Here is a 12,990-nt window from a genome sequence, read left to right as displayed (position 1 = left end):
GCATGCACGTGCCGGTCCAGGCCATCGACCGCGAGATCTGGCGCGACGGAGTCGCGTCCGAAGGCGCGCGCCTGATCCCGGAGGAGACGCCGCTGGCGCTGACCTATAACGGCGGCAGCTATGCCGTCATGATGGGGACTCCACAGAACCTCGAGGATTTTGCGGTCGGCTTCAGCCTGGACGAAGGCATCATCAGGTCGGTCGACGACATCAAGTCGCTCGAAGTGGTCCGCCTCGACGACGGCATCGAGCTGCGCATGTGGCTGGCGTCGGAAGATGCCGCGCGCATCAGCGAGCGGCGGCGGCACATTGCCGGCCCGACCGGCTGCGGCATTTGCGGCATCGATTCAATCGCCGAGGCCGTGCGGCCCGCGGCCGTCGTCCCACCAGGGTCCAGCTTCACGCCGCAACAGATCATGACGGCGATGCAGGCGATCGCGCCCCTGCAATCGATCAACATGCAGACGCGCGCGGTCCACGCTGCAGCCTTCTGGTCGCCATCGAATGGCATTGTGGCCCTGCGCGAGGACGTCGGCCGCCATAACGCGCTAGACAAGCTCGCAGGTTCGCTGGCGCGCAGCCGGACGGACGCTAGCGTGGGCATGGTGCTGCTGACGAGCCGTGTCTCGGTCGAGATGGTGCAGAAGACGGCCGCAATCGGCGCCCCGGTGCTGGTCGCCGTCTCGGCGCCCACCGCGCTCGCGGTTCGCACCGCGGAGGCCGCCGGCATCACGTTGATCGCGATTGCCCGCAGCGATGGGTTTGAAGTATTCACGCACCAGAGTCGCGTTACGGCTCATCGTGCTCAGGAGATTATCGATGTCGTCGCCTGACCGCCTCGTCTACATGGCCAACCAGATCGGTACCTTCTTCAAGAGCCAGGGCCACGACAAGGCCGTGCCGGGGATCGCCGACCACATCAAGAAGTTCTGGGATCCCCGGATGAAGCGCGCGATCTTCGCCCATCTCGACGCGGGCGGCGCCGGCCTGGAGCCGAACGTGCGCGAGGCTCTCACCTCGCTGAAGCAGACGACGTCCCTTCCAGCAGCGCCGTAAATACGCGCCTCACCTCGCTCTGCGTTTCCTTCACGCGCGCCTCCAGCGACGAGAAGTCGGGCGCATCGCCGGCGCGCGCCATCACGCGCTGAAGGTCGGTGCCGGCGGTCTCGGGCTTGAAGCCGTCGCTGACGCAGAGACGCAGGATCTGCGTCAGGTCGTGATAGAGCCGCGCCGCCGCGCGAAGGATCTCCGCCTCCGATTGCGGGAGCACGTTGAGCTTGGCGGCGTTGTCCAGAACCTGAAGGGTGCTGACGTCGAGAATTTCAGGCTTGTCATGGGCGTGCACGAGCTGGAGATATTGCGCGATGAAGTCGATATCGACCATGCCGCCTGCGGCGTATTTGAGATCCCAATGGTCGCTTTCGCCCTTCTCCTGCGCGATGGCGCGCCGCATGTCGGCGACGTCGTTGGCGATGGTCGCCCGATCGCGGCGGCGGGTCAGGACATCGCGGATGATACGCTCGATCCGCTCACGGAATTCATCCGAGGCCGATACCACGCGGGCGCGGGTCAGGGCCATGTGCTCCCAGGTCCAGGCCTCGTTGGCCTGGTAGTCCGCGAATGAGACGAGGCTCGACGCCACCGGACCGGCGCGTCCCGACGGGCGCAGCCGCATGTCGATCTCGTACAGCACACCGTAATTGGTGCGTGTGGTGAAGGCACTGATCAGGCGCTGGGTGAAGCGCGCGAAGTAGTGGGCGCCCTGAAGCGATTTGGCCCCGTCGGAGTCCGGATTGTCGCCGTCGAAATCGTACAGCAGGATCAGGTCGAGATCGGACGATGCCGTCATCTCGCGGCTGCCGAGCCGGCCCATCGCGATGATCGCGGTCTCCTGATCCTTGATACGTCCGTGTTGGGCGGCGAAGCGTTCGGCGACAAGATCGTGCACGGTGTGGACGATGCCTTCGGCGACATCGGCGAAAGCCGTGCTGGCCTGCTGCGCCGAGACCGTACCGGAGAGAATGCGCGTGCCGATCAGGAACAGGCTCTCCTGCCCGAACAGGCGGAGACGGTCGAGAAACTCCTCATAGGAGTCGGCGTCGCGCACCGTCGCGGCCAATCGCGCCGACAATTCCTGCTTGTCCGGCATCGCGCCGAAGAATCTGGGATCGATCAGGCCATCCATGAGCTGCGGCTTCCGCGCCAGCATCTCGCCGAGCCGCGGCGCCGCGCCGAGCACCAGCGCCACGAGCGCGACGAGATCGCGGTTCTGGCCGAGCAGCGTGATCAGCCGCCCGCCAAGCTGGAGTGCCTGGAGGAACTGATCGAACGCCACGACGGCGCGATCCGGCTCCTCGGCCCGCGCGAGGCCGTCGATCAGGGCCGGCACGAACTCGACGAAAGCGCTTCGCGTCTGGTCGTTGCGGAACACGCGGTAGTCGCCGGTGATCCAGTCACGTATGGTCTGCGCGAGCGCGGCCGGCTTCTTGAAGCCGAGCGTCGTCAAATATTGCAGCAGGCGCGGATCGTCAGGACCTGCACTGTAGTCGAGCGCCGGCAGCTTTGCTGTGCCGGTCGGGTCATCGCCCTCGAACAGTTTTTCGTAGTGTCCTTGCACGATCTGGAGCTGCCGCAACAGGTCGCGCGCAAAGGCTTCGCGATCCGGATAGCCGAAGAAGCGCGCAAAGCGCTCGACCGCCTCCTTGTCGTCGGGCAACGCATGGGTCTGCTCGTCGGCGATCATCTGGAGGCGGTGCTCGACACGGCGCAGGAATTCATACGCAATGGTCAGCTCGTCACGCGCGGCAAAGGTGATCCAGTTGCTGGTGGCGAGAATATCGAGCGCGGCGAGCGTCGGCCGCACCCGCAACTCCGGATGGCGACCGCCGGCGATCAGCTGCTGCGTTTGCGCGAAAAATTCGATCTCGCGAATGCCGCCGCGGCCGACCTTGACGTTGTGCCCCTCGACCGCGATCTCGCTCTGGCCGCGATAGGTCTGCATCTGCCGCTTCATGTCGTGGACGTCGGCAAGCGCGGCGAAGTCGAGATGCTTGCGCCAGACGAAGGGCGCGATTTCGGCGAGCAGCGCCTCGCCCGCTTTGGCATCGCCGGCGCAGGCACGCGCCTTGATCATCGCAGCACGCTCCCAGGTGCGCCCTTCCCGCTCGTAATAGTTCAGCGCGGCGTCTCGCGAAATCGCCACTTGCGTCGAGGACGGATCGGGACGCAGGCGCAGGTCGACGCGGAAGACGTAGCCGTCATAGGTACGCTGCTGGAGAATGCGCGCCACGCCCTGCGTCACCCGCACGAAGAACGGCTGCGGCTCGATGTCGGGCGCGAGCGTCGTGGCATCGGGATCGAAGAACACGATGAGGTCGATGTCGCTGGAATAGTTCAGCTCGCCCGCCCCCATCTTGCCCATCGCGAGCACGATCAGGCCGCAGCCCTCTTCCGGAGCTTCGGGATTGGGCGGCAGGATCTTTCCACGTGCGGCTTCCTGCCGCAGCTGGTACTGGAGCGCCGCCTGCACCGAGGATACCGCGACATCGGTCAGCGCCGCCGTCACCCGCATCACCGGCCAGACGCCACCGATATCGCACAGCGCAGTGAGAAGCGCCGCTTCGGCCTTCATCCTGCGAAGCAGCCGCATCACCTCGGCTTCGTCGCCTGCCGCGAGCACCGCGTCCCTCGCCTCCGCGATCAGCAGGGCGAGATGCGCATCCGGATCGCATTCCAGCAACCGGATCAGCCGCAGCGGGTCAGTGCGCACCAGATCGAACAAATAGAGCGAGAATTCTGCGATGCCGGCCAGAATATCCCGCGCGAAGGGATGAGCCAGCGACACGCCAAGACGGGCCGATTGCGCCGGCTCGAGCTCGGCCAGCCAGCTTTCAAGACGTCGTTCGTCGGTGGTGGAAGCGGCAATATGGGGAGCCTCCGCAAAGCGCGCGGCGAGGCTCTCACCAGTCTTGTCCGCGTTTCCCGGCGCGGAGTGGTTCATGCCACCTTCTGTGGCACATCCTGCATTGGCGGAGCAACCCTGTCGCCGGCGCGCGCCGGGAGCACCAGCGTGGCGACGAGGCCGGGCTGGGCATCACCCAGCCGCAATTCTCCGCCATGCAACGTCGCAACCGCGGCGGCAAGGCTGAGACCGAGGCCGGAGCCCGGCAGCGTGCGGCTGGCTTCAAGCCGCACGAATCGCTCGACGACATGCTTGCGGTCGGCTTCGGGGATACCAGGGCCGCGATCGGTGACGCTGAGCAGCACCTGGTCGCCCTCGCGCTTCGCCTCGATGATGATCTGCCTGGAGTCCATGCTGACCACGGTTCCACCGGTCTGCGCGACCGGCTTGCCGTACTTGATCGCGTTCTCGACCAGGTTGGCGAGCGCCTGGCTGATCAATTCGCGGTTGGCGTGAACCGGCGTCGGCTCGGCCTTGACCTTCAAGGTCATGCCATCGTCCTCGGCCAGCGGCTCGTAGAGCTCGTGGATGCCGCCCGCGACTTCGGCGGCGTCGAAATCATCCATGTTGCCGCGCGCCTGGCCGGACTCGGCGCGCGCGATCATCAAGAGCGCATTGAAGGTGCGGATCAAGCCGTCGGATTCCTCGATGGTCCGCTCCAGCGCCGCTCGGTAATCGGTCTCGCTGCCCGATTTCGCCAGCGCCTCCTCGGCGCGGTTGCGCAGACGCGTCAGTGGCGTCTTGAGGTCGTGGGCGATGTTGTCGGAGACTTCCTTCAGCCCCGCCATCAGCGCCTCGATCCGCTCCAGCATCGCATTGAGGTTTTCCGCAAGACGATCGAGCTCGTCGCCGCTGCGCCCCACCGGCAGGCGCCCGCTGAGATCGCCGGTCATGATGCGCTGCGCGGTGCCGGTCATCGCATCGATGCGCGTGAGCACGCGGCGCGCGACGAAGATGCCGCCGCCGAGGCCCAGCACGACCACGATCAGGATCGACCATTGCGCGGCCTTGGCGACGATCCCGAACAGGCGCCGCCGCTCGTCGAGGTCGCGGCCGATCAGGAGGCGGAAACCGTTTTCGAGCTCGGTGACGCGCACCAGCGCGCGATGGTCGCGCTCGTCGGCGTCCTCGATCCGCTTGTAGGCCGTCTCCGACCAGCCGCGCGTCGCCATTACGCCCGGCGCCAGCGAGCCGACATTGCCGGCGATCGCCTGCCCGGTCGGCGTGGTCACGAGATAGAGGTTGGCGCCCGGCCGCAGCGCCCGGTACTCGATCGCGAGCACGAGGCCGCGCAGGCCGCGACGGCCGTAGATCTCGTTGATCTCCGAGGTCTCGGCATTGACCGTCTGCGTGATTTCCTCGGTGATCAGCCGCCGCGTATTCCAGGCGAAATAGCCGAGCAGCGAGGCCGCGAAAATCGCAAACAGGAACAGGTAGACCAGCGTCAGCCGGAATGCCGTGGTGCGGACGAGTTTACCGAATGCCGTCACGGATCCGGTACCCAATCAGAGCGCTGCGCGTGCTATCACCGGTCATCGCAACTTCTCTTATTCCCTTTTGTTTCAAGCAGTTACCGCATCTTTTGCCGCCTAGTTCCCGGCCGTCTCTGGCGAAAAAGCGGCAAGTTGGCGCAACTCTCTTCCGAGGCATCTGGTCAGCAGAATGGAACGTTAAAGTGGCACTCAATTGGAACCAAGTTAAATCCCTGCAAGCTAGCGTTCATGCGGACGGCGGGCTATCTGGTCATGGGCGGGAGCGGCGATCGGGTGTGGCCTTCCGCTTCACTGACCTTGACGGTAAACGGCGCGCAAATGGCGTTCGCCAGGACCGGTGAACGCGATAGCACCGCCGCGGACGTACCGACGTTGAGCGGCGCGTCCAACCATGCCCGCGAATACAAGGTCACCCTGAAGTGCGATAGCGTCGTTCCGCGCGTCGAGACGCAGCCCGGCAAGACGCGAGGCATGGACCGCAAGCCACTGAACCTTGCGAGATCACGGAACGGTACCCGCCCCGGCCGATGCGCCATTTCCATGACATGCCGACGCGAAACGACGGCGCGTGACATCCGGCGTCGCCCGCCGCGATAACACATAACATATCGAACGACGCACCTACATCAGTTCATATCAAACTGTTGCAAATGTGTATTATTTGTTCGCTAGAGAAAGCCATCAACGTTACGGGGGCTGGCGTCACAACTCGGCGGGCCGGGCTCGGTCATGGCAAGACCATGAGTCGAGATACTCCTAGCTGGGTAGAGTTATGCGACGATCAATGCCTCTCCCGCTGCCCTTGGGACCAGACAGGGTGAGATGCCCCGGTCAGGTGGAATTTCGCTGCGGTCGTGGTAGCGCCTTTTTGCTCCGAGCAACCGCCCGCCCACCGAGGATGTGATCGACGATGGACATGCCGTTGCACAGAACCCGCGTCAACTATAGCGGTGGGCGGGAAGAAGCTTCGTCCTCGATGTCGGCCTTGATCGACCAACTGTCCGGACTGGCCCGGCGACAGTATCGGGTCATTCTCATCGTGCCCGCCGTGGCCATAGCCATCGGCCTGCTCTATCTGCTGGTCACTCCCTCGCAATACACCGCGACCGCTACGCTTTTGATCGACAGCAGCACGCTGCGGGTCCTGCAGAACCAATTGCAGCCGCAGGGGGATATTCCGCTCGACACGCTTCAGGTGGGCTCCCAGGTCGAAATTCTCGCCTCGCGCAAGCTGGGACTCGACGTTGTAAGAAGCCTCAAGCTCGCCGACGATCCGGAATTCGCCGGTGGCTGGAGCCTGTTCTCGCGTCCGGACGTCACCTCAAACACGGTGGAAGAACGTGAGCAGAAGGCGCTCGATGAGTTTCTGGCTCACCGCTCCATCACGCGCGGCGACAAGACTTATGCGCTGAACATCTCATACACGTCGCGTAGCCCCGAGACCGCGGCCAAGGTCACCAACGCGATCGCGGAGGCCTATATCGACGACCAGCTCGGCGCAAAATACCAGACAGTCACCCGCGCGGGCGCCTGGCTGCAGGACCGGATCAACGAGCTGAAGTCGAAGGCGGCGACAGCCGATCGCGCGGTCCTGGAGTTCAAGGAAAAGAACAACATTGTCGACCTCGGCGGACCGAACGTATCGGCCGGCAGCGCGAGCCGGCTCATCGGCGAACAACAGCTGTTCGAACTGAACAGCCAGCTCGCCGCCGCGCGCGGCGCCACCAGCGAGGCCAAGGCCCGGCTCGACCGGATCGAGCAAGTCCGGAAAATGGACGTCAGCGAAGGCGCCGTCGCAGATATCCTGAAAAACGAGGTCATTACGCGGCTCCGCAATCAGTATGTCGACCTGTCTGCGCGCGAGGCCAACATCTCGACGAGATATGGTGCGGACCATACGGCCGCGATCAACCTGCGCGACCAGATGGAGGAAACGCGCCGAAACATCCGCGGGGAGCTCGGACGGATCGCTGGCAGCTACAAGAGCGATTACGAGATCGCCAAGACGCGCGAAGAAAGTTTGGAGCGGTCGCTGGCCAGCCTGGTATCCGAGGGCCAGCTCACCAACCGCGATCGGCTTGGATTGGCCGAGCTCGAAAGCTCGGCCAAGGTATATCACACGCTCTACGACACTTTCCTGCAGCGTTATATGGAGGCGATACAGCAGCAGTCGTTTCCGATCACCGATGCACGCGTGATCAGTCCAGCCGTCGCGCCGAAGAAGAAGAGCAAGCCGGTGGCATCATTCGTCCTTGCCATCGCGCTCACAATGGGGCTGATGGCGAGCTTTGGAATTGCAGCCTGGCGCGAGGCGGTCGACGGCGTCTTCCGCACGGGATCGCAGGCCGAACAGGAATTGGGCGTCCGTTGTCTTTCGGTGATTCCGCTCGCGGCTGGACAGGCACCTCGTGCACCATCACCTCCGCGATCGATCGCGACCGGATTCGATGCAGAGGCCGGTCGACTGGGTCCGCCGCCGCAAACCGTGGAGAACGTGGCGGCTGATACACCCCATTACGCATTCATCGATCCGTTGAAGCGACGCGCAGTCGACGATCCGATCTCAGTCTTCACCGAAGCGTTTCGCGCAATCAAGATGAGAGCGTGGCTGGAATCCACCATCCGCGAGAACAGGCTGATCGGCATCACCTCGACCGTCGCGGGCGAAGGCAAATCCACTGTTGCCTCGAACCTTGCGTCGCTGTTGGCCGATGCCGGTCGACGCGTGATCCTGATCGACGCGGACCTTCGCAATCCTACGCTTGCCCGCTCGCTCACGCCACGGCCGTCAGCCGGATGGCTAGAGGTGCTGAGCGGCAAGATCGATCTCGCACAGGCCACGGGCCGAGACGCCGCCACGGGACTGGCGCTGCTGCCTCTGCTGCTGACCGAAGCTCCGGTCCATTCCGACGAAGTGCTGGCCTCGCAGGGATTTCGAACCCTGCTTGATCGACTGCGCGAAAGCTATGATTATGTTATCGTCGACCTTCCGCCGATCGCACCCGTCGTCGACGTGCGTGCGATCGTCCCGGTGATCGACTCCTTCGTGTTCGTGGTAGAATGGGGAAGCACCAGGATCAAGGCGGTGCGGCGCCATCTGCTAGCCGAGCCGGACCTTCACGATCGCCTGCTTGGCGTGGTGCTGAACAAGGCCGATCTGAGGGTTCTCGAAAAATTTGAGCAGCCGGGTGTTTATCAGAATGGATACTACAGAAGTGGCAGCTAGAGGTGCCGTTGAATTGATGCTGAGAGGGCGCCGCGCCGGATCCCCGCTGCGGCGGGACGAGCCCTAGGATGAGCAAGCGGATCGCTCTCATCACCGGCGTGACCGGTCAGGACGGCGCCTATCTCGCCGAATATTTGCTGTCGCTCGGCTATGTCGTGCACGGCATCAAGCGGCGCTCGTCCTCGTTCAACACCGCGCGCGTCGATCACCTCTACCAGGACCCGCATGTCGGCAACGTGCCGTTCCTGATGCACTATGGCGACATGACGGACTCGACCAATCTGATCCGCCTGGTGCAGCAGATCCGGCCGACCGAAATCTACAATCTCGCAGCTCAAAGCCACGTCGCCGTCAGCTTCGAGAGCCCGGAATACACCGCCAACGCCGACGCCATCGGCGTGCTGCGCCTCCTGGAAGCGATCCGCATCCTCGGCATGGAGAAGGAGACGCGGTTCTACCAGGCCTCGACCTCCGAGCTCTACGGCCTGGTGCAGGAGATCCCGCAGAAGGAGACGACGCCGTTCTATCCGCGCTCGCCCTACGGCGTCGCCAAGCTCTACGGCTACTGGATCACGGTGAACTACCGCGAAGCCTACGGCATGTTCGCGTCGAACGGCATCCTGTTCAACCATGAGAGCCCGATCCGCGGTGAGACCTTCGTGACCCGCAAGATCACCCGTGGCGTCGCGCGTATCGAGGTCGGGCTGGAACAGACGCTCTATCTCGGCAATCTCGAAGCCAAGCGCGACTGGGGCCATGCCAGGGACTATGTCGAGGGCATGCACAGGATCTTGCAGGCCGACAAGCCCGACGACTTCGTGCTCGCCACCGGCGAGATGCGCTCGGTGCGCGAGATGGTCGAGCTGTCCTTTGCGCATGTCGGCCGCCGCATCGCATGGCGCGGCAAGGGCGTCGAGGAGACCGGCGTCGATGAGGCGAGCGGCAAGACCGTGGTAAAGATCGATCCGACCTATTTCCGTCCGACCGAGGTCGATCTCCTCGTCGGCGACGCCAGCAAGGCGCGCGAGGTGCTCGGCTGGACGCCGAAGCGGAGCTTTGCCCAGCTCGTCGAGGAGATGATGACGAGCGACCTGGCGGAGGCAAAACGGGATGCGGCCAGTGGCAAACGCACCGTTTGAGCTGAAGGGCAAGAGCGTCTATGTCGCCGGCCATCGCGGCATGGTCGGAGCCGCACTGGTGCGCCGGCTCGCGCGGGAGGACGTCAACCTCGTCACGGTCGACCGGCGCGAGGTCGATCTCTGCAACCAGGCCGCCGTGTTCGACTGGTTCGCCAGGACGCGGCCGCAAGTGATCTTCCTCGCCGCGGCCAAGGTCGGCGGCATCGTCGCCAACGACACGCTGCGCGCCGAGTTCATCTACGACAACATCGCGATTGCCGCGAACGTGATCCAGGCCGCGCATCAAAACGGCGCCGAGAAGCTGATGTTCCTGGGCTCGTCCTGCATCTATCCGAAGCTGGCGCCGCAGCCGCTGCGCGAGGACTCGGTGCTGTCAGGCCCGCTTGAGCCGACCAACGAGCCCTATGCGATTGCCAAGATCGCCGGCATCAAGATGGCGGAGGCCTATCGCAGCCAGTATGGCAGCGACTTCATCAGCGTGATGCCGACCAATCTGTACGGCCCCGGCGACAATTATCACCCCGAATTGAGCCACGTCGTCGCCGCCCTGATCCGCCGCTTCCATGAGGCAAAAGTCGGAGGCGCAAAGAGCGTCATCGTGTGGGGCACCGGCACGCCGCGGCGCGAGTTCCTCTATGTCGACGACATGGCGGATGCCTGCGTGCACCTGATGAAGACCTATTCGAGCGCGGAGCTGGTCAACATCGGCACCGGCGAGGACATCACCATCGCCGAGTTCGCGCGGGTCGTAGCCGACATCGTCGGTTACGGCGGCGAGATCAGCTTCGACACCTCGCGTCCCGACGGAACGCCGCGCAAGCTGCTCGACGTCAGCCGGCTCGCCAAGCTCGGCTGGCGCGCGACGACCTCGCTCGAGGACGGCGTGAGGCGCGCATACGAGGCGTACCTGTCGAGCCATCCAGCCGCGGTACGCCAGCTGTCTGAGATCTTGCGCTAGACGAGTGGGGATCGTAGGGCGGTTCTGGCACTAGCCGCTGTCGGGGCGCCGCAAGCGCGTGCCTTGGCGCGCCCGAAGTTCCTCTTCGTATTTCAGCTTTTCCAGCAGCATGTCGGTCACAAGACGTCGCAATTGCGCGTTTTCGAGCTCTAACCGCTTGATTGTGTCCACACTGCTGGCGTCCGACGAACCGAGCGGCCGGCCATCGGCCTCGCCGCGCCGACCACCGACCGGCTCGGACGAGTCGGGCATCTTCTTCCAGCGGTGGTAGGTCATGATGCTGACGCCAAGCGCCTTCGATATTTCCCGCTGGGTCTTCCCCTTGGCCGCAAGTTCGTTGGCTTGCGCCAGCTTGGCCGAAATCTCCTCCGAGGCATGCCTCTTGCCAACCATCGTGGTCCTCTCCGGCCAGAATCTTGCCAGTCCGGACTTAGTAAGCGCGAATCGTGAACGTTTTCAATAGGCCGGCGAGAAATCCTAGACCGGCTATCGGCCGGCAGACCCGTCAGCGCATGCGCCCGCCGATGCGACAAGACATCATAAAGTGCGGTCCCATGCTCCAACCGGTCGCGCCACCGAACAGATCATTCCCAAATGTACCAATGTTAACTTTTGCGACGACACCGCTTCGAGGCCGATTGCGGCCGGGAAGCTCTGGTCAATAATCAATTCGAACGCCGTCTTCAGCATGATATGAATATCCAATATCAGGCTCCAATTATCAATATACCATAAGTCGAGTGCAACTCTCCGTTCCATGAGCTCGAGCCGCGGCGTGCCCCCGCGATAGCCTTGAACCTGCGCCCAGCCGGTAATTCCCGGCTTGACGTGATGGCGGAACGCGTAGTTCGCGATCATGCTGCCGTATTCGTAGTCGTGCACCAGCGCGTGCGGGCGCGGCCCGACGATCGACATATGGCCCTGGATCACGTTGAGCAGTTGCGGCAGTTCGTCGATGCTGGTCTGGCGGATCAGGCGTCCGACCCGGGTCACGCGCGGATCCTGCTTCGTCGCCTGTACAACCGTGCCGCCGTCCTCCTGGACACTCATGCTGCGCAGCTTGTAGATCACGAACGGCTTGCCGTTGAAGCCATGGCGGCGCTGCCGGAAGATCACCGGCCCCTTCGACTCCAGCTTGATCGCGACTGCGACCAGGATCAGTGCAGGAGACAGCACGACCAGGGACGTTGCCGCCACGATGATGTCGAGCAGCCGCTTGGTCAGGCGATCGAGAACCGACAGCGGCGCCGGCTGCACCTCCACCATGTAGAGCCGTTGAGGCATCGAGGTCTGGTGGCGCAGCACGGTCGACACCGCACGATCGGGTAACAGGCGCACCGGAAGCGGAATGACGCGCAACCGGTCCAGCAAGGCCTCGATGTCGCGGGGACCGGACCAGGACAACGAGAGCACGATCTCCTCGGCAGCGGCCTCCCGTATGCGCTTCATCAGCTCGTCTTCGTGCCTCCCCGGAGCAGAGAGTTTTGGCGCTTCGTCCCTCGGCAAAACGATGCGCTCGACCTCGTGCAGGCCAAATCTGGCGAGCAGGTCGCTCCTTCCGAACTGGGCCAGCTCGCCTTGGGTTCCGATCACCACCACACGCCGCCCGCGGATCGTGCCGGCGACAAGCGCCGAACGAAGGCGTCGTTTGCCCAGCCAGCGCGCGACGAGAAGGCCGGCGCCGCCGATCGCGAAGAGGCAGACGACCGAGCCACGCGATGCGTCGCCGCCGGATTTGAACAGAAACAGCACGACCGCGAGGACGAGAGCAGCAAGACACCAGCCGGCCAGGACCCGTCCGCCGTCGAGCTCGTCGTCCAGCAGCTGGTTCAACCGGTAGAGACCGAGGAAATGCGCGACCAGGACATAGGCGAAACTCGCCACCAAACCGAGCCCGGCATAGAAGGAACCGTCGGCGGTGCCACCAAGCGCGCGCTGATAGGCGATGCCGCCGATGGCGCCCGCTGCGACGATGATCGAGCCGTCGACGGCCGCGAAAGGGCTCGATGAAGCTGAACGGGATCGCCAGACGGACCCGCGATCGGCCCTCGAACGCCGATATCGGCCCACCCGCATTGGTCAGATCGGTCACAATTCGCCCCCGGGGTCGGTTCGCGATCCGGATACCACGGGCATTGTACCATAATTATGATACTTTTACTGTCGATTAACCAATGCATCATCCGTGGATGACGGTGCATTCGCCTCGTCAT

9 protein-coding genes are annotated in these 12,990 nt (G+C 64.0%); 5 read left to right on the top strand and 4 right to left on the bottom strand.

Going from position 1 to position 12,990, the window contains the following annotated elements; all coding sequences use genetic code 11:
• Window positions 1-2: 2 nt before the first annotated feature.
• Window positions 3-833: a formate dehydrogenase accessory sulfurtransferase FdhD gene (gene fdhD / locus AB7535_RS06645; RefSeq protein WP_085400606.1), complete on the top strand. Its 831-nt coding sequence runs from the start codon at window positions 3-5 to the stop codon at window positions 831-833.
• On the top strand, window positions 820-1,056 hold the full coding sequence (locus AB7535_RS06640; protein WP_028151503.1) for a formate dehydrogenase subunit delta: 237 nt from the start codon (window positions 820-822) through the stop codon (window positions 1,054-1,056). The genes fdhD and AB7535_RS06640 overlap by 14 nt, the downstream gene beginning before the upstream one ends.
• On the opposite strand, the gene AB7535_RS06635 is transcribed toward AB7535_RS06640, so the two are convergent.
• Both AB7535_RS06635 and AB7535_RS06630 read right to left on the bottom strand, forming a co-directional pair.
• On the bottom strand, window positions 1,013-4,000 hold the full coding sequence (locus tag AB7535_RS06635) for a bifunctional [glutamine synthetase] adenylyltransferase/[glutamine synthetase]-adenylyl-L-tyrosine phosphorylase (RefSeq protein ID WP_085400604.1): 2,988 nt from the start codon (window positions 3,998-4,000) through the stop codon (window positions 1,013-1,015). The two genes, AB7535_RS06640 and AB7535_RS06635, sit on opposite strands and share 44 nt — an antisense overlap.
• The gene (locus tag AB7535_RS06630) at window positions 3,997-5,451 is read right to left on the bottom strand and encodes a sensor histidine kinase (protein ID WP_085400602.1); all 1,455 of its coding nucleotides are present in this window, start codon (window positions 5,449-5,451) and stop codon (window positions 3,997-3,999) included. The genes AB7535_RS06635 and AB7535_RS06630 overlap by 4 nt, the downstream gene beginning before the upstream one ends.
• A 919-nt stretch (window positions 5,452-6,370) precedes the next feature.
• Between AB7535_RS06630 and AB7535_RS06625 the strand changes: the two genes are divergently transcribed.
• The 3 genes from AB7535_RS06625 to fcl all read left to right on the top strand — a co-directional run bounded on the left by AB7535_RS06625 (window position 6,371) and on the right by fcl (window position 10,777).
• On the top strand, window positions 6,371-8,680 hold the full coding sequence (locus tag AB7535_RS06625; protein ID WP_201266163.1) for a polysaccharide biosynthesis tyrosine autokinase: 2,310 nt from the start codon (window positions 6,371-6,373) through the stop codon (window positions 8,678-8,680).
• A gap of 68 nt (window positions 8,681-8,748) precedes the next feature.
• On the top strand, window positions 8,749-9,819 hold the full coding sequence (gene gmd / locus AB7535_RS06620) for a GDP-mannose 4,6-dehydratase (RefSeq protein ID WP_085400598.1): 1,071 nt from the start codon (window positions 8,749-8,751) through the stop codon (window positions 9,817-9,819).
• Window positions 9,800-10,777, top strand: coding sequence for a GDP-L-fucose synthase (fcl, locus tag AB7535_RS06615; protein ID WP_439037249.1), 978 nt, complete (start codon window positions 9,800-9,802; stop codon window positions 10,775-10,777). Before gmd ends, fcl begins: the two co-directional genes overlap by 20 nt.
• 30 nt (window positions 10,778-10,807) lie before the next feature.
• Here fcl and AB7535_RS06610 read toward each other — a convergent pair whose 3' ends face one another.
• Window positions 10,808-11,170 carry a helix-turn-helix domain-containing protein gene (locus tag AB7535_RS06610; protein WP_085402783.1) on the bottom strand — a complete coding sequence of 121 codons (363 nt, stop codon included), beginning with the start codon at window positions 11,168-11,170 and terminating at the stop codon, window positions 10,808-10,810.
• A gap of 144 nt (window positions 11,171-11,314) precedes the next feature.
• A complete protein-coding gene (locus tag AB7535_RS06605; RefSeq protein ID WP_439037248.1) occupies window positions 11,315-12,853 on the bottom strand; it encodes an undecaprenyl-phosphate glucose phosphotransferase in 1,539 nt (512 codons plus the stop codon).
• Window positions 12,854-12,990 lie beyond the last annotated feature (137 nt).

Origin of the sequence: Bradyrhizobium sp. 956_D2_N1_4, from assembly GCF_052076025.1 — a bacterium.
Lineage (GTDB): Bacteria > Pseudomonadota > Alphaproteobacteria > Rhizobiales > Xanthobacteraceae > Bradyrhizobium > Bradyrhizobium barranii.
The sequence above is the reverse complement of the archived record's forward strand: the minus strand, read 5'-3'. Positions and strand labels throughout refer to the sequence as shown.

Excerpts from the sequence above, each read along its gene's own strand:
- fdhD (WP_085400606.1), top strand. The coding sequence starts at position 3 with ATGCACGTGCCGGTCCAGGCCATCGACCGCGAGATCTGGCGCGACGGA.
- AB7535_RS06640 (WP_028151503.1), top strand. The coding sequence starts at position 820 with ATGTCGTCGCCTGACCGCCTCGTCTACATGGCCAACCAGATCGGTACC.
- AB7535_RS06635 (WP_085400604.1), bottom strand. The coding sequence starts at position 4,000 with ATGAACCACTCCGCGCCGGGAAACGCGGACAAGACTGGTGAGAGCCTC.
- AB7535_RS06625 (WP_201266163.1), top strand. The coding sequence starts at position 6,371 with ATGCCGTTGCACAGAACCCGCGTCAACTATAGCGGTGGGCGGGAAGAA.
- gmd (WP_085400598.1), top strand. The coding sequence starts at position 8,749 with ATGAGCAAGCGGATCGCTCTCATCACCGGCGTGACCGGTCAGGACGGC.
- AB7535_RS06610 (WP_085402783.1), bottom strand. The coding sequence starts at position 11,170 with ATGGTTGGCAAGAGGCATGCCTCGGAGGAGATTTCGGCCAAGCTGGCG.
- AB7535_RS06605 (WP_439037248.1), bottom strand. The coding sequence starts at position 12,853 with ATGCGGGTGGGCCGATATCGGCGTTCGAGGGCCGATCGCGGGTCCGTC.